Origin of the sequence: Sphingobium sp. 15-1, from assembly GCF_013375535.1 — a bacterium.
GTDB classification, from domain to species: domain Bacteria; phylum Pseudomonadota; class Alphaproteobacteria; order Sphingomonadales; family Sphingomonadaceae; genus Sphingobium; species Sphingobium aromaticivastans.
On record NZ_JABXJG010000002.1, the window covers coordinates 528505 to 545517 of the forward strand.

The 17013-nt window shown below is 59.4% G+C and carries 15 protein-coding genes; 6 read left to right on the forward strand and 9 right to left on the reverse strand.

Annotation, left to right across the window (positions count from 1 at the left end):
- The first annotated feature begins 404 nt into the window (after nt 1-404).
- Nucleotides 405-1133 (forward strand): cytochrome P450, encoded by a 729-nt coding sequence (locus HUK72_RS18590; RefSeq protein WP_176598272.1) that lies wholly within the window; start codon nt 405-407, stop codon nt 1131-1133.
- On the opposite strand, the gene HUK72_RS18595 is transcribed toward HUK72_RS18590, so the two are convergent.
- Nucleotides 1025-2374 (reverse strand): IS66 family transposase, encoded by a 1350-nt coding sequence (locus HUK72_RS18595; protein ID WP_176597181.1) that lies wholly within the window; start codon nt 2372-2374, stop codon nt 1025-1027. The genes HUK72_RS18590 and HUK72_RS18595 overlap by 109 nt on opposite strands.
- Here HUK72_RS18595 and HUK72_RS18600 point away from each other — a divergent pair.
- Nucleotides 2355-3083 carry a cytochrome P450 gene (locus tag HUK72_RS18600; protein WP_176598273.1) on the forward strand — a complete coding sequence of 243 codons (729 nt, stop codon included), beginning with the start codon at nt 2355-2357 and terminating at the stop codon, nt 3081-3083. The two genes, HUK72_RS18595 and HUK72_RS18600, sit on opposite strands and share 20 nt — an antisense overlap.
- Before the next feature lie 111 nt (nt 3084-3194).
- Here the strand turns inward: HUK72_RS18600 and HUK72_RS18605 are convergent, their stop codons facing one another.
- A complete protein-coding gene (locus tag HUK72_RS18605) occupies nt 3195-4037 on the reverse strand; it encodes an NAD(P)-dependent oxidoreductase (RefSeq protein ID WP_066562934.1) in 843 nt (280 codons plus the stop codon).
- Nucleotides 4038-4166: 129 nt separating this feature from the next.
- Complete coding sequence (locus HUK72_RS18610; protein ID WP_176598274.1) at nt 4167-6626, reverse strand: TonB-dependent receptor; 2460 nt, start codon at nt 6624-6626, stop codon at nt 4167-4169.
- Nucleotides 6627-7079: 453 nt separating this feature from the next.
- Here HUK72_RS18610 and HUK72_RS18615 point away from each other — a divergent pair, with 453 nt between their 5' ends.
- A complete protein-coding gene (locus HUK72_RS18615) occupies nt 7080-7964 on the forward strand; it encodes a helix-turn-helix domain-containing protein (protein ID WP_145907668.1) in 885 nt (294 codons plus the stop codon).
- Nucleotides 7965-8067: 103 nt separating this feature from the next.
- Here HUK72_RS18615 and HUK72_RS18620 read toward each other — a convergent pair whose 3' ends face one another.
- Complete coding sequence (locus HUK72_RS18620) at nt 8068-9291, reverse strand: cytochrome P450 (protein WP_066562938.1); 1224 nt, start codon at nt 9289-9291, stop codon at nt 8068-8070.
- Between the two features lie 116 nt (nt 9292-9407).
- Here HUK72_RS18620 and HUK72_RS18625 point away from each other — a divergent pair, with 116 nt between their 5' ends.
- Nucleotides 9408-9773: a hypothetical protein gene (locus HUK72_RS18625; RefSeq protein WP_066563889.1), complete on the forward strand. Its 366-nt coding sequence runs from the start codon at nt 9408-9410 to the stop codon at nt 9771-9773.
- Between the two features lie 35 nt (nt 9774-9808).
- Here the strand turns inward: HUK72_RS18625 and HUK72_RS18630 are convergent, their stop codons facing one another.
- From HUK72_RS18630 to HUK72_RS18640, 3 genes are all read right to left on the reverse strand, one after another.
- A complete protein-coding gene (locus HUK72_RS18630; RefSeq protein WP_082749133.1) occupies nt 9809-10609 on the reverse strand; it encodes an SDR family NAD(P)-dependent oxidoreductase in 801 nt (266 codons plus the stop codon).
- Nucleotides 10610-10687: 78 nt separating this feature from the next.
- Nucleotides 10688-13081, reverse strand: coding sequence for a TonB-dependent receptor (locus HUK72_RS18635; protein WP_066562939.1), 2394 nt, complete (start codon nt 13079-13081; stop codon nt 10688-10690).
- A 149-nt stretch (nt 13082-13230) separates the two neighbouring features.
- The gene (locus tag HUK72_RS18640) at nt 13231-14109 is read right to left on the reverse strand and encodes an AraC family transcriptional regulator (RefSeq protein ID WP_066562941.1); all 879 of its coding nucleotides are present in this window, start codon (nt 14107-14109) and stop codon (nt 13231-13233) included.
- Between the two features lie 244 nt (nt 14110-14353).
- On the opposite strand from HUK72_RS18640, the gene HUK72_RS18645 reads away from it, so the two are divergent.
- Both HUK72_RS18645 and HUK72_RS27330 read left to right on the forward strand, forming a co-directional pair.
- On the forward strand, nt 14354-15469 hold the full coding sequence (locus tag HUK72_RS18645) for an MFS transporter (protein ID WP_255325869.1): 1116 nt from the start codon (nt 14354-14356) through the stop codon (nt 15467-15469).
- Nucleotides 15470-15474: 5 nt separating this feature from the next.
- A complete protein-coding gene (locus tag HUK72_RS27330; protein WP_255325870.1) occupies nt 15475-15642 on the forward strand; it encodes a hypothetical protein in 168 nt (55 codons plus the stop codon).
- 53 nt (nt 15643-15695) lie between these two features.
- Here HUK72_RS27330 and HUK72_RS18650 read toward each other — a convergent pair whose 3' ends face one another.
- Both HUK72_RS18650 and HUK72_RS18655 read right to left on the reverse strand, forming a co-directional pair.
- Nucleotides 15696-16091: a carboxymuconolactone decarboxylase family protein gene (locus HUK72_RS18650; protein ID WP_066562944.1), complete on the reverse strand. Its 396-nt coding sequence runs from the start codon at nt 16089-16091 to the stop codon at nt 15696-15698.
- The gene (locus tag HUK72_RS18655) at nt 16088-16936 is read right to left on the reverse strand and encodes an NAD(P)-dependent oxidoreductase (protein ID WP_066563895.1); all 849 of its coding nucleotides are present in this window, start codon (nt 16934-16936) and stop codon (nt 16088-16090) included. Before HUK72_RS18655 ends, HUK72_RS18650 begins: the two co-directional genes overlap by 4 nt.
- Nucleotides 16937-17013: the final 77 nt, after the last annotated feature.

Below are 17013 nucleotides of genomic sequence, written 5' to 3' on the forward strand. Positions count from 1 at the left end.
TTATCCAGCGCGCCCGCAAGGACCGCGTCTGTCGAGATATTATAGCCCATAAGAACGAATCAGTGGCCCGTGCGAGAGTTAGCTCGATGCCAAGCTGCGCCGTACAGAGGATAACATCCATGACGAGCTTTACGCTGTGACCACTCCAACCGGTAGCCAGCTTTTTTGGCGCTTTCGAGACAGCCTGTCATGCTGAAATATATTGTCGCGATTTACGGCTTATCGGGCACAATCTATGATCTGCGTGAGGCAGCAACGACGTTTCCCAGTTTGCATTGCCCACTTTGTCTCGTGAGAGATACTGAGGCAAAGGTGACATTGGAGAAAATGGTACCGTTAGCTCTATATTGAAAATAATCTGATGAAATAATATATATTCAGTTATAATCAAAGAGGTAAATTCGATGTCAAATTGCGACTATGATCTCATTCCTCCCCATGTCGCCGAAGAAGCGGCAATATCCCTTCGACTATTCGATCGTGTCACAATTTCGGAATGTCCGCAGGAAACCCTTATTCCCCAAATACATGAAACTTTAGGTCCTATTACTTGGGTAACCAATATCTTTATGGCTCATCAAGGGGGCTGGCTGCTGACCCGCATGGAGGACATACAGACAATTTTGCGGGATGGAGAGAATTTCACAAAGCGTGGGATGGGCAAGTTCGCGCAATCCATTGGCGAAGACTGGCTGGTCATCCCTACCGAGACAGACCCGCCCGCTCACGGGCAGTATCGCGAAGCGCTCAATCCCTATTTCGCGCCCCAACGCATGGCCGCGATGCGCGACAATCTGCACGAGCGTGCCATCACGCTGATCAACAGCTTCAAGGATCGCGGCCATTGCGATTTCGTGCATGAATTTTCCGAAAAATTTCCGATTTACATCGTGCTCGATTTACTCGGCTTGCCTCAAGAAAGATTGGAGGAGTTCCTTCAATGGGAGAAGGAGATTCTGCACACCAAAACGCTGGAAGCCCGTGCGAGCGTAATTGCTCACCGGGTTGGCCGGTGGAGGGCTGCTCAGGCGACGGCGAATGTTCCGTCGACGAGCTCGCGGATTGCAGCGAGTGCTGATTTTCCGTTGAGGCGAGCGGTGCCGGTGACGGATCGATATCCGGCATGGATCTGAGCGCCCCAGTCTGATCGGAAGCCGTTGGTGACCTTGCGGAACACGACGGAGGAACGGATTTCACGCTCGGATATGTTGTTGGTTGCCGGGACGCTGCGGTTGGTGAGGAAGACGAAGAACTTCGCCCGCCACGCCTTGATCTGCTTGAGAAGGGTCTTGCCGGCAGGGTGCGCGACAGGCGCCCGCATGAGGGTGGTCAGCTTGTGATCGGCCTTGGCGGCGTATGTCGCCAGGGTCGTGTCCTTCAGTTCGTGTCGTCGTTTTCCGACCCGGATCGCCCATCGCAGGTGATCGCGGATCTTCGGTGCAAAGATCGTATCGCCGCAGTCGATGGCGTATTGAACGTCGCGCAGGACATGGGCGAGGCAGACCTGATGCTCTTTGCCCAGTTCCTGCTGGCCGGCATAGCGATCCGACACCCACACCTTGGGCTGGTGGTCTCCCAGCACCTCTTCGGCAACGCTGCGGGCCCGGCGCGGGGCGATCTTGTGAAGCACTGCCTGGTCCGAGATGAACACCCATTGCCACTGAGTGACGCCATTGGTGCGGGTAGTGGTCTCGTCCGATGCGATGACCGTGCCCGAGAGCAGCTTGTCCCGGATCGCCCCGGTAGCCGCGGCCATGCTCTGGCCCATGCGCCTGAAGATATTGGCGATGGCGCCTTCGGAGATGGTCAGGCCGAACAACTCCGCAGAGATACGCGACAGGCGCTCGAAACCGACATGATGGCTATGATGCAGATAGGTCAGCAAGGAACGAATGCCGGGGCCGAATGGCGTCCCCGGCTCCATGCCTGCCGGGGCTGCGGCTCGATAGCGCTTGCCACATCCCCCGCAACGGCCGCCGAACAGTTCTACGCGCGTCACGATCGGGCGGATCGGCGGCAGATCGATATGATCGTAGCGATGGCGGCATCGCTGCGCCTGACCAGATACGTCCGTTCCGCAATGGCCGCAGGCGGCGGCGATGACCCGCTCGGTCTTGTCCGGCGTCTCGGCAAGCGGCCGCGCTTTGCCTTCCCGCGACGGACGCCTGCCCGTTGTGCGCTTGCGCGACTTCTTCTTACCAAAGCCATCCTTCGAAGGCGGAATATGCGAGTTGGACGATGTCTTGCGCGGCTTGCCTACCAGCGCCTCGAGCTCCGATATCCGCGAAACCAGACGCTCAATCATCTTCTGCTGTTGCACCAGCAGGGCGTCCTTCTCGGCCTCACTCAGCCCTATGCGCGGTGGCGTCGCCATGTACAGGATGAATCAGAGCGTGCGGTTATACGCAACCCCTTTTTGCCAACCCCGTGAGCAATTACGTGCGAGCGGCGTGCGTAAGGTAAAGGCCTATCTTGAAGAACAAATCGCCGACCGGCGCGCTAATCCGCGCGATGATTATATCAGTCGCATTTTCGACTATGAGATAGACGGCCGGAAATGGAATGATGCCGAAATTTTCGGCCATTGTTTCAACCTTTTTATCGGTGGACTCGACACGGTTACCTCGATGCTCGGCAATATCTTCACCTTTCTTGCCCGTTATCCGGACCGGCAGGAAGAACTGCGTGAAAATCCAGGCAAGATCGTGCTCGCCGTCGAGGAGTTTTTCCGCGCCTTCGCACCGGTCAGCGTTTTCCGGATCGCGGCGCGCGAAATGGAAATCCACGGGCAAAAGATCATGCCGGGCGATTATGTGGCGGTTTCTACGCCCGTCGCGGGACGCGATCCAAACTTCTACGACAATCCCAATGAAATCCGCTTCGATCGCCGTGGTCAGCATATTTCATTGGGCTATGGCATCCACAAATGCCTGGGCATGCACCTCGCACGACTGGAGCTTCAAACCGCCCTTGAGGAATTTCTCAAGGCGATCCCACCATTCCGTATCAAGGACGGCTTCGAGGTCGGCTATTTCGTCGGAAACATTCTTCATGTCCCCGAGCTTCATCTTCAGTGGGACTGAAAGTGAGATAGCGATCATTCAAAATGAATAAAACGCTGCCGGCTTCATGGCCGGCAGCGTTTTATTCATTGAACGAAAACTCTCTAAATTCGCGGCCGATTTTGGTAAAATCTAGCTCTCGCAGATTGCAAGCAGCGTCTTCTTGAGCAGCGTCTTGGTATGGCTGGTGATCGGCGATACCGCATCGGCGCCCGCCGCCAGTTCTTCAGCCAGCGCGAGGTCCTTTTCGCCGATGCCGGCTTGGCTGGCGAAGAAGGCACGCCGGGCTGCATCCCCCGGATTATTGCGGAAGTCGACGAAACCCGCCATCGGCGGGGTGAGATTGCCGTTGCGCTTCATCACGGTGAGCAGCTTGTCCATCGGCACGCCCGACGCCTCCGCCACATTGGCAACCTCTATACCCAACATGATGCCGCACCAGGAAACGAGGTTGTTGCAGATCTTGAGGGCCATTGCCGATCCGAGCGGACCGATATGCATCGTGTTCGTCGAAAAGGCGTTGAGCACCACCTGGACGCGGGCGGCGACGGACTCCTCGCCACCAGTCATGCAGAAGACGAAGGGACCGTCCTTGCTCATTTCGGTGCGCGTAACCGGAGCATCGATGACGTCGATACCCAGGGGGGCAGCGCGCTCGGCGATATGCTGCGCGGTCTTCGGCTTGATCGTGCTGTGGATGAGCAGGATCGCTCCCCGCTTCATCGCGGGCAGCAGTGCATCGACGCATTCCAGTACCTGCGTGTCGTCCCGCACGCAGATGCCGACGGCGTCGGCATCCTCGCCGACCTCCGCCATGGAAGCGGCGAGCTTCGCGCGGCCCTCGAATTTCGCCAGTGCCTCGGGAAACACGTCGTAAACGGTAAGGTCAAGCGGCAGTTTGGCAAGTTCCCGCGCCTGATCGCCGCCCATGCTGCCCAGACCGATGAAACCAATTTTCCTGATAGTATCTGTCATGAAATATCCCTCAGGCCTTCTCCAAGTTCGCGAATGAGGTAACCACTCCGAACGACCTTCGTAAATCCCAAACGGGGGCTGCATGAATGCCAAACCATTGCGGAAGCGCCAAAGCCGGTCGCTCCGGGACTAGCTTTTCGGTCCGAAACGAAAGGTCGCGCCGATACCCCACGTAAAGGGATCGCCGATATAATCGATCGCCGTGCCCAGTGTCGGCAACTGATCGGCGAAGGCACGGGTTACATATTTCTTTCCGCCAATATTGCGGCCAAAGATCGACAGCTCAAGATTGGGATCTTCGATCTGCAAGGCGATGCGCCCACTCAAAAGCCCATATCCCGGAATGCTATTGATCCGGTTGGCAATGGCAACCGCATCACGATAGGCTTGCGGACGCCGCGGATCGGCGGTGAACAGACCGAAATTCTGTTTGCCGATATAGGCGTAGTTTGCGTAGATCGAGAGTTCGCCAAATGGGGTCGGCACCTTCTGCGTGGCCGATATGCCGAACTGCTTCTTGGGCATTTGCGGCAGAGCCTCGCCGCTGCGATCGACCGAACAGCGGACCGAACCTGCGGCGGTGCCGGCGACGCAATCCGACACGTTGGCGCCGGCGACGGGAACGAACTGCTGCTGTTCGACGAAAGTGCCGGAGACATATTTGCCGTCGAGCAGGGCGAGATTGCCGGAGAGCAGCATCCCTTCCCAGGGAACGGCGCTTATTTCAAGTTCGCCGCCATAGACACGCGCATCGCCCGAGTTGCGGAGGAATTGCGTGGTTGCACAGGCAAGCGCGCCCGGTGGGGTGATGCAGTCGGAAGCATTGCGCTGAACGTCCGACTGCCAGGAATGGAAAGCGGCGGCATTGATGCGCAACCGGTTATCCAATGTGCTGAACTTGACGCCGAGTTCAACGTCCCTGACCTTCTCCGGCTTGAACGGCGGTGTCGCGGCCGAACCATTGCGCATATTGAAGCCGCCGGCCTTGGATGCGGCGCTCGTCTTCACATAAGCAAAAAGGCTGTCGGTGATTTCCACATCGATACCCGCCGTCCAGGCGGGGTAATTATATTTGACCGAACGTGGCAGGCTGCAAGGCGCAACGAAGTCGGGATTCGAGACCAGTTCGGGCGCGCAGGTGTTGGCGGCAAGGTTCGTTCTGTTCATCAGAACAACCTCCCGCTTATCCCATGTCCAGCGGACGCCGCCGGTGAGACGGATCTTGTCGGTCAGACGGTAATAGCCCTGGCTGAACAGGCCGACCGAGACATTCTTCACTGTGCCGTAATTCAGGCCGAAACCGAAATTGGGTGCGGGGGCTGCGGGTGCAAACGACCCGAAGGTCTGCGATACGGACGATTCACGGCCGCTTTCCGTCGAATAATAGCCGCCGAGAATATAGCTGAAGCGGTCGCCCAATTCCCCGGAGAACTGAAGTTCCTGCGAATATTGATCGGACTTGTAGGCGCTTTCGGCCGCCAGAATCTGGGCAGGAGTGCCATCGAGTTCGTTCAGGCCGATCGCGTTGCTGTAACGATAGGCAGAGATCGATTTCACGGTGACGGAACCGATTTCGCCATCGATCGTGAGATTGCCGCCATAGGCTTCCAGCCTGTTATAGGCGTTTCGGCCGCCTGCGGTCAGAAAACCGTAATTGGACCCGACCGGCGGATTGGTGCTGAATGGAATGCCATAGGCATCGTACCAATGGGCTTTGCTGTGCAGATAGGGCGCGAGGGGGGTTGCGGCGTTGATGGCGCTGATCGCCGCGCTCGCGCCCGGATTGACCGCTGCAAGACCGACGAACTGGCCATGATCCTTGATGATATTATAATCGCCGCTAAGCGTGGCGGACCAGTTGTTGCCGGCGGGCGCCCAACGTAATTTGGCGCGGGCATAATGGCTGTTGCGGTCCTTAAGTTCGCTGTTCGAGGTCAAATTCCGGGCATAGCCGTCGTGATCCACGAAATCATAGACGAAGCGCGCCGCCAACTCCTCGCCCATCAATGGCACGTTGAGAACCGCGTCGACATTGCGATAATCATAGTTGCCGCCCTGAATGCGGAACTGCCCTCCGAAATCGCCCGTAGGATTGGCCGTGACGATGTTGAGCGCGCCGCCGGTGGTGTTGCGACCGAACAACGTGCCCTGGGGGCCACGCAGAACCTCGACCCGCTGCAGGTCGATGAGATCGGCCGAACCCTGCGAGGGGCGCGGAATATAAACGCCGTCGACATAGGTTGCGACGGAAGGATCGTTGGCGACGCCCGGATTCAATGCCGGCATGCCGCGGATGGAGATATAGACGAAGCCCGAACCGCCCGGGGCGCCGGTCGCGATCGACAGGCTCGGCGCGGTGCGCTGCAGGCCCGCCACATCGCCGACCTGCGCCTGTTTGATCATTTCGGTCGACAGTGCGGTGACGGCGACCGGCGTGGTCTGGATATTTTCTTCGGTCCGCCTGGCGGTGACCACAATGTCCTCGATTCCCACAGGTCCGGTCTGGTCCGCCGCCATTGCCGGCACGCTAGCCGCGAAAACCGACAAGCTCGCCAATGCGGTCGTCTGGAACCATTTACCTGAAGCCATTTCATCCCCTCCCTGAGCGTTGAATTCGGGCAGGATGCTTTTTCACCTCATGCCCATGCGACAGAGCGCTAACATCAGGAACCGGCGCGGAGAACCGGCTTGAGCGCCATGTCATGCCGGCGATCAAACTAATGTCCTCTTCGCGATGCTTTGGAGATTTTCCGACCAGTCGGCCATGAACGCAATGACGGTTTCGCGATGGGATGTCCGGTTTGCGCGATATGATTGCGAGTCGACGTGCTGCGGACAAGGCCCCATAATGTCCGCTCATGACCGGGTCCAATGACCAGCATGGAAGGCAAGCTCTGAACGCAGGCGCGACACACATGGATCGGGTGCAGTCGCCTTTGCATGCTCCGCGTTCGAACCTGCCGATTTTGTCATATCCTGCTTTGCGGCGCAAACAGGCGCGAATGGAAAGGGACGGAAGGAGCAATGGCAGGCGGGCGACCTATGATGCAGTCAACGGGCACCATCCTTCCATGCCAGCCGCTCACCGTCTCCTATTTCCATGTCGAGAACAGCATCATCGCGAACGGCATTCGTGCCGATATCCGGCATTTTGCGTGGGAACGCAGCTGTGACGCCAGGTTCGAGCCGAACAGTCACTATCTCGACTATTCGCTCGGCCCGCGCGCGCGCGGGGCGCGTCTGCTGCCCGACGGCAAGCGCCATGCGCCACCCTTTGGCGAGGTTTCCTACCTGCCAAAGGGGAGCCAGTTTGAAGCGCGCTGCGAACCCAGCGAATATCGCATATTCTGTTTGACCTTCGAAAGCCTGACAGCCGATCAGCTCTTTCAGAATGAGGTAATGCCTTCGTCATTGCCCCCCTGTTTCGACGTCAAGGCGCCGTGGGTCCGTCAGGGCCTCGCCCGCCTCGCCCAGGAAGTGCGCAATCCCGGTTTCGCGCCCGACATCATGGTCGAAACCATTGCGTTGTCGCTGGTCATCGACCTGTCTCGTCACCTTCAGATCGCTCACAAATGCGATGACACCGCCGATCCACGAATGGCGGGCTGGCGCCTGCGCCGCCTTCAGGAGCGTATCGAGGCGGGACTGGCGGGGCCATTGTCGATCGTCGATCTGGCCGAAGAATGCGGCGTCAGTTCACGGCATCTGATGCGGACCTTCAAGAACACGGTCGGGAAGACCCTGGGCAGTTACATTGCCGATGCGCGGATTGCGCAGGCCAAGCGAGAACTGGTTCAGGATGGCGCCCTTATCAAGGTCGTCGCGGGCAATTGCGGTTTCCAAAGCGTCGCGGCCTTCAGTGCCGCCTTCCGCAAGGCGACCGGCCTCAGCCCCCGGGGTTTCCGGCACGAGATGCTGCGCGGTTGACGCTGGAGCGGTTATCCGATGCAATCAGATAACCGCTCCAGAACCAATTTGACCGGTCAGACCTCATGCGCCCACAGATCACAGTCCCGGGCCATGGGAATATTCAGTCCCATTGCAGGTGGAGATCCGGCACATGCAGAATATTGCCCACGAAATACGGCACTTTGAAGCCGTCCTTGATCCGAAATTCCGGCAAAGTCGTGACGAATTCCTCGACCGCGATTTGCAGTTCCAGCCGCGCGAGATGCATCCCCAGACATTTGTGAATACCGCTGCCCAGCGACATATGCGGCGCCTTACGGTCGAAGCGAATGGCCTGAGGATCATCGTAGAAGGCCGGATCGCGACCAACCACGGGTGAGCTGAAGGCCACATAATCCCCAGGCATAATCTTCTGCCCCTGAATTTCGATGACCTTCGTCGCGATGCGGAAGGCCGTGACCGGCGCGAAGGCGCGGAGGAATTCTTCGACCGCGAGGACGATCAGCGACGGATCAGCGCGCAGTTCGTTCTGCTTATCCGGGTGAGACGCCAGATAGTTGAAGATATTGCCGAGCAGCGACGTAACCGTGTCCAGTCCACCGATATACAGGTTGAAACAGTGCCCCAGAACCTCGTCATCATTCCACAGGCGGTCATCCACCTCAAAGGTCAGGACCTTGCTGATATAGTCATCGCGCGGCTGCTGGCGGCGGGCCTCAATCTCCTCCAGCAGATAGTCTTTCACACAGCGCACGGCGTTGCCGCGGACTTCCCAGTCATTGGAGTGGAGCATTTCCTTTTCCCATTTGAGGAATTGCGCCATTCTTTCCTGTGGTAGCCCAAGCAGATCGAGGACGATGAAGATAGGGAATTTCTCCGAAAATTCCTCGATGAAATCGCACTGACCCCGATCCTTGAAGGCATGGATCAAGGTCCGCGCACGCTCGCGCACCTGTTCCTTCATCGCGAACATCTTCTGCGGCGCGAAATGACTGTTCAGCGCCTTGCGGTAACCGGTGTGAATGGGCGGGTCGGCTTCGGTCGGAATGACCAGCCAGTTCTCGCCGATATTCTGCGCCCATTTGCCCATGCCGTTCTTGGTGAAATTGTCGGCGTCGCGCAGCATCGCCTGCACATCCTCGGCATTTTTGAGCAGCCAGCCGGGTTGGTCACCGGGAAAGATGTTGGTGACATAGGTGACCGGCGGCAGGTCCGCATGCATGGCCGGGATCAGCACCTCCTGCGGATTGTCGTAGATCACCTGCCGGGAAAAGAGCGGCAGCGCCATCGCCAGTTCGGGTGGCACATGATCCGGAAGGGGCTGTTGCGCAGGTTTGGTCATCATATTCTCCGAAGCAAAAAGAGATAATTTCCACCCTTGCCAAAGACAGGTGCGGTCCTGGTCATCCGATCGAGACTGGCGGCCATGCGGATGATCCGCAATGACAGGAGGCGATGCGCATGAGCGAGGTAGAAGTGCCGGATCTGGAACAGGCGATCCGCGACAATTACCGGCTGTGGAACGAGGGAAAGCGTGACGAACTCGACCGGCTTTTCCGGGCGCTGGGCCCCCAAGGCTTTACGATCGAATATGTCGGATCGCCTGCCGTCGACGGTAGCACCGCTATGGCGGAGATGTGGGCGGAATATGGCGGAAAATGCACGACCGAGCCGCTGGAGGTGATTGTCAACGGATCGGAGGGCGCGGCCTATGTAGCCAATCGCCTGCAAACCAAGGATGGCATTGTGACGCTGCCGAGCCTCGAAACCTACAAGGTCGCCGATGGCCGGCTGACGATCCGCTATTTTCATCGGACCGCTCATTAACCCCCTGAGAACCGAAGTGCAGGCGTTGGACACAGCTAGTCCTTCGCCTGCATGAAGGCCAGCAAATCGGCATAATGGGGCTGGTGGACAAGGCCGCCGCCAGAAATGGATATATTCTCACCCGTGATGTAGCGCGCCTCGTCCGAAGCAAGAAAGGCGACCAACGCGGCGATATCATCGGGCGTACCGAATTCGGGCGTCAATATATGCCGCTGAATAATCTCCTTCAGGCCCGGCACGGTTTTTTCGAGGGCTTCAGTCAGCACCACGCCCGGCGCGATGCTGTTGCAGCGGATATTCTGCCGCCCATGCTGGGTCGCCACATATTTGGTGAGGCCGATGATCGCCGCCTTGGACGAACCATAGGCAATGCGCGCAAGATCCCCGGCGGTGCCCGAATTGGACGCGGTATTGATGATCGAACCGCCACCACCGGCGACCATATGCGGGATCGCATATTTGCATCCCAGCAAATAGCCGGTGAGATTGACGTCGAGAATCTCGCGCCAGATCCCGATCGGAATGTCGACGGCGGTGGTGTCCTGCGGACTTTTGTCCGGATCGGTCATCGCCGCATTATTATGTAATATGTCGAGCCTGCCGAAATGGTCGACGGCGCGATCAACCATCGCCTTTACCGACTGCGGATCGGCGGCATCGAACTGGACCGCCAGCGCCTTGTCCCCCAACGGGGCGGCCGCACGGACGGCCGCCTCCTCGAACAGATCGGCGATTACGACGCGAGCCCCCTCCGCAACGAGGCGCCGCGCGACGGCGGCACCGATACCACCGCCGCCGCCGGTGACGATCGCCACCCTGTCTACCAACCTCATCATCTTTCAAGTTCCCCGGTCATGGGCTGGCGGGAAAAAGCCGTACTGGCCATAGCTTCTCCCGCCATCCGCGTTATCCGATCAGAATTTAAACGTCGTTTCCACGCCATAGGTGGCCGGCTGACCAACATAGGCGGCTGTGATGCCCAATGTCCGATAGAGATCGGGGAAGCGCCGCAGCAGATACTTCTTGTTCGTGATGTTGCGACCATAGACGGCGATTTCAACATTGGGATTTTCAAGCTGGAAAGCGATACGGCCGTTGAAAATGCCATAGCCGGGCACACGACCAAAGCGGTTTTCCGTATCATAGGCGGCCTTGGTCGCAGCCGACGCCTGGTCCGCCGCCCTGACGGCATCGAAATGCTGAGCGCCGACATAGGAATAGGCGCCGGTGACAGCAAGCGTGCCCGCTCCCAACGGAATTTTCTGCGTGGCGCTGATATTGAGCTGCTTCTTGGGCAATTGCAGCAGCGGCAAACCACTCAGATCGACGACGCAGCCATTGACGACCCCAGCGCCGTTCGTGCAGCCGCTGCCAGCCACCACCTGAATTTCGCTGAAGCTACCCTTCACATATTTACCGTTTTGCAGCGAACCGTTGACGCTGAGCGTCATGCCTTCCCACGGCACAGCCGTGATTTCATTTTCCATGCCCCAGATACGGACCTTGCCGTTATTCTGAATATATTGGGTGACGCCGATGCCGGTGACGAAGCTGTTGACGATCGCCTGATTGTCATCCTTCCACGTGTGGAAGACCGCGGTGTTGAAACGCAGCCGGCGGTCGAAGAGATCGACCTTCAGGCCGGCTTCGACGTCTTTCACCTTTTCGGGGGCGAAGGCGGGCAGCCCCCCTGCCCGCAGGTTCCAGCCACCGGCCTTGGCCGCGCCACGGGTCGCGAGATAGAGGAAGAGATTGTCGCTGGCCTGCCAGTCGAGACCCAGATTCCAGGCCGGATAATTGAACTTGGCATTCTGCGCCTGATTACAGGTGGTGGCCGTAACCGGTTCCGTCGGGGTCACCGTACAGTTGATGCCGGTCGGCGTCCCCGCCACGGCGACATTATAGGGTCGGCCATATATCTGCGCATTATGCAGCAGGCTGTCGCGGGTGTCCCAGGTATAGCGGAAACCGCCCACCGCGCGCAGCTTCGGCGTCAATTCATAATAGGCCTGGGCAAACAGGCCGAAGGTCTTGTTGGTGACATCGGCGTTCGAATCACGGATGAGTCCGCCGAAAATCTGCGACCGACTGAATTCGTAGCCGCTCTCCTTGCCCGCATAGGCGCCCGTGATGAAGCTCAGGCTGTCGGTGATATTGCCGGAAAGCTGAAATTCCTGAGAAATATAATAGGAACCAGACCCCGCGAAGGTCGCCAGCAACGGGACGGCGGTGCCATCCGTGTCGTTCTGACCATAGTTCATCGAGTGGCGATAGCCGGTGATGGACTTGAAGTTCAGGCCGCCCAATTCAACATTCAGGGTGCCGGAAAAACCGTATACTTCGAGCGTATTAAATGGCCGCACGCCATAGAGTGCCTGCGCCTCTGGAGTCAGCGTACCGATGGTGGCCGGGATCGACGTGCCGGTCGTTGTATTGCCCCACCAGTTTTCCTTGGTCAGCAGGCCCGCGGTGAGCCCCGGCTGGAAGGCCGCAGGAACGATCGCCGGATTGAAGGCCCAGAGCGCGATCTGCTGACCATGGTTGGACTGGCGGTTCCAGTCGCCCGACAGGGTCAGATCCCAGCCATTGCCCTCATATTTGAGCTTGCCGCGAACGAACTTGCTGTTGTTGTCGGAAAAGTCGCGCTTGGTGAGAAGATTGTCGCCATAGCCGTCCCGGTCGTTGATCGCCCCGCTCAGACGAATCGCCAGGCCTTCCGCAAGCGGCACATTGATATTGGCCTGCGCCCCCAGCGTACTGTAATTGCCAAATTCTGCCTTGAACGCACCGCTGAGCTGGTCGTTCGGATCGTTGGTAACGATGTTGATGGCACCACCAGTCGTGTTACGGCCGAACAGGGTACCCTGCGGTCCGCGCAGCACTTCCAGCCGCTTGACGTCCTGAATATCGGTCATGCCCGTCGATGGACGGGGAATGTAAATACCGTCAATGTACGTGGCGACGGCAGGATCGTTGGCGAGGATCGGCTGGAGATTGCCCTGACCGCGAATGGCGACGAAGACGATACCGTCGCCGCCTGCCGAACCACGACCGATGACAAGGCCCGGAGCGGTGCGCTGAAGATCGACGACATTTTCGACCTTGGCGGTCGTCAGCGCTTCGGGCGTAAGCGCGGTGACAGCGATAGGCGTGGTCTGAAGACTTTCCTCGGTACGGCGCGCGGTGACCACGATATCCTGAATGCCTTCGCTGGCACCCGATTGCGGCTGCTGCGCATAGGCAGGCTGTGCCATTGCGGCAATCAGCGCGCCTGTGGCGATCGCACCCAAAGTAGCGGTCTTGCTCATTTTTTCCCTCCCCATCATTTTATTCGGCTTCGATTTGTAAACGCAGAGTGCGTCTAGCTTGGAGATAATGCGCTCCATAGTGGTAGGCTCCTGTTTGACTGTGCGGCGACAGAATTTGGCCGCCGATCGATATTTTCTTACTTGCCGGGTCAATGGACCTGCGGCGGCTGGCAGCGGAAATCCTTGGGCGTCTGGCCCGTCGCGGCGCGAAAGGCAGCGGAAAAGGCCGAAGTGCTGCTAAAGCCGCAGCGCCAGCTGATTTCCTTGATCCGCGCGCCGTCGTTCCGCAGCAGTTCCTTGGCCAAAGCGATGCGGCTGCGCGCGACAAATTCACCCAGACTGACGCCGGTTCCGTCCCTGAACACGCGGGCGACATGGCGCACACTCATGTTGCAGTCGCGCGCAATATCCGCGACGCCAAGGGGAGCGGACAGATTGTCCATCACATAGTCGATGATATTGCGCACCTGCCGCGCACCGCGTGATGTCGTGCTGCCCAATTCCCGTGGACACATGTGCCGGACGAGTTCGACCGCCAGCCCCATGAGCATCGATTCGACAAGAGTCTGGCTCGCAAAGCCGGGCGCCCGCAATTCCGCCGCCAGTCCGGCAAAAAGGCGGCGCATGGAAATATTCTGGACATCGGCGCAGGGGTCCACCCTCTTCAGCGGCTGCTCGCCGTCGAACAGTTCTTCCAGAAATTCGTCCCCCAGCGCGACACACACCAGATGCCGTTCCTGAAGCGCGGGTTCGCCGACATATTGGCGATGCGGCGGCATGTAGAGAATGTCACCCGAAGCGACACGCCGATCGGGTCGGCCCATGCTGACCATGCTGCGTCGCGGTTGACCGTCGAGCGAATAATCCAGATAATGTTTCTCAGGGCTGAAGACGCCACTGCTGGGCAAAACCCAATCGAAATGACGCAAATCCACACGGGCATCGCGAACGGTCGCCACCGCTTCGATGTAGAAATTCTTGACCCCGAACCTGTCCTGGCCGGTCCAATCGCTCTCCGGACGAAACATCGCCACCTCTGCCTGTTTCTCTTCTCTCTGTGCATCAGATAGGCGCAGCACCCACTTTTACTTCTATCTTCGGATAGGTGGTCAAGACGCCCAAGGGCGGCACATCCATAAACCGTACTCGACACAATCTGGCCGAGGGCGGCATGGGGAACATATGCTATGCGTTTCTCACGCACCTCAGCCTGATATCCAAAAACAGGAGGCGCTCAATGTCCATCGCACCGCTCTTGCAGCAGCGGGCGCCATGAGAGCGCTGTCGGAAAAACCCGCCGCCGTCAGCCATTATCCCTGGTATGTGCTGGGCATATTGACGCTGGCGCAGACCTGCCATGGCATCGATCGCGCCATCATCGGGCTGGTGCTGGCGCCGGTCGGGCATGAATTTGCCCTGTCGGATGGACAACTCGGGATATTGGCGGGCTTTGCCTATGGCATATTTTTCGCTCTGGCCGCCCTGCCCTTCGGCGTAGCGGTCGACAACTGGAACCGTCGCAACCTGATGGCTGCGGCACTCACGCTGTGGAGCGGCGCGACCGCTTTGTGCAGCCTGGCGACCGGATTCTGGACATTGCTTGTAGGCCGTGCCGCGGTAGGGACGGCCGAAGCGGGCGGTTCACCGACCGGCATGTCGTTGCTGAGCGACTATTTCGGGGAGGACCGACGCGCAACCGCTATCGGCATCTGGTATCTGAGTTCGGGTATCGGCCTTGCCATCGCCTTCATCGTGGGCGGTGCGATCGTGCAGAACGCCGGATGGCGCTGGGCATTTGTGGCCGCCGGCGTACCGGGACTGGTGCTGGCGCCCCTGCTGCTGCTCACCGTCCGGGAACCATTGCGCGGCGCGCATGACGGGCCGGCCCCGCTGCAAGGAGAGACGCTGAGGCTGGTGCAGCGTATCCGCCTGCTCGCGGCGCGACCGGGACTGCTTTACTGCATCTTCGCCATCGTCCTGATCGCGGCGGGGATTTACGGCATGAGCACATGGCTCACCACTTTCCTGATCCGGGTCCACGGCATGCCCATTGCGCGGGCGGGTTTCCTCATCGCCATTGCCTATGGCGGCCTCGGCTCCCTGGGCGGATTTCTCGCGGGTTGGGTGATCGACCTCATCAACCGGCGCCGTGGCGGCTTCGATCCGGCAAGGACATCCCTGTTCGGCGCGGTGATCCCCTTGCTGACGGCAGTGACCGGCGTCGGCACCGTGCTGTTCCGGGACCTTGATCTGATGCTGGCGCTGCTGATGGCCTGCGGTTTCCTCAGCGCTTCCTATAACGGCCCGATCTACGCCGTCATCGTGACCATCGCCGGGCCGCGCCTGCGGGGCCTTGCGGTATCTCTGGTGCAATTGGGGCAAACCTGATCGGCGTGGGCGCCGGCACTTATCTGATCGGCGCCGTCAGTGACTTTGTCGGGGGGACGGCGGGTGTCGCCTGGGGGATCGGCACCGCCATGCTGTTCACCTTTGCCGGGGGATTATTGCTGCTGCTGGCGTCCCGCGCGATCCGCCGTGCCCAAAATAGCGGCGAAGCATAAGAAAAGGGCGGCCTGGTTCTTCGACCAGACCGCCCTTTGTCATGCACGCCCTGTCATTTGGACGCGGCGTCGCGCTCCTTGCGCCGTGCCTTGGCGGCTTCGATCCCCCGGAACACGGTGGTCGTGTTGCCCGCCCCGGCATAGAACAGTATGAAGAGCGGCAGGAAGTCCAACTCCTCATCGGTGAATTCGTTATTGATGAGGGCGCCGTTCATCTGGATCTCGACCAGATCGGCGCGTCCCAGCATGGCGGTCGCGCCCAGCACCAGCAGGCGCTTCTCCCGCATCGAGAAGATATCGCTCGCCCACAGATTGGCGAACTGGTTGCCGACGATTTCCTGATTGAAGGAAGAGTCGCGATACGGACGGGTCATGTCCGACGATCCCGGTCCGTAGACCTTGTCGAACACTTCAAGTCCCTTCTGCCACTGCGCTTCGTCGATGCTCATGCCTTTTCTCCCATTACATTTTCAAGGCCGACGACCGCCTGATCGGTCCGGCGTGTCAGTTCGACCAAGGGCAACGCGATGCCATAGCTGCGCGCCAGATCGATGGCCGCATCCAGATCCTTGACCATCAGCCCGCGCGTATATTCGCGCACTGCCGCTTCCTGTTCGCTGGACGACGGATCGTCGCGTACCGCCAGCATCAACGGTCCGCCCACGCTGTCGGAGCTGGCGTCGATCACTTGCGCAAGTTGGCGGACATCCACCCCAGCATTGCGACACAATACGGATGCCTCATAGCCGGCGCGCAGGCAGCCAAAGACGATGACGTTACGCGCGATCTTCGCCGCCATGCCCGCGCCGGGGCCGCCCATATGCGCCACCAGCTTGGCAAAGCCGTCCAGCACCGGGCGCACATTCGCAATGGTCTCATCCGTGCCGCCGACCAGGCAGACGAGGCCGTGTTCGCGGGATTTTGGGCCACCGGTCACGCCGCAATCGACCAGTTCCACGCCCGCCGCGTCGGTCAGGGCGCGCACGGCGTCCAGATCCTCGATCGAGACGGTCGCCACCAACACCACGACCATGCCCGGCCGCGCGCGCGACAAAACCCCGTCGGGGCCTGACAGTACGTCAATCGTCTGCTTTGCGTTGACGACGGCGATGATGACGACGTCGGACTGCGCGGCCAGTTCCGCCGGACTGGCGACGACGGGCGGCACCCCTTCCAACGTGTCGGCAGCATCGGCACGAATGTCATAGACCGCCGCCAATTGATTTGTCCGCGCGAGGCATATGGCGACACCCGCGCCGATCTGCCCCAAGCCGATAACTCCTGCTCTTCCCATCCTCATTATCCTTTCCGCCGCCTGTACGCGGTCCTGTAATCGACAGGCCGGGAGGGTGGCATAGCCAAGACCGACGC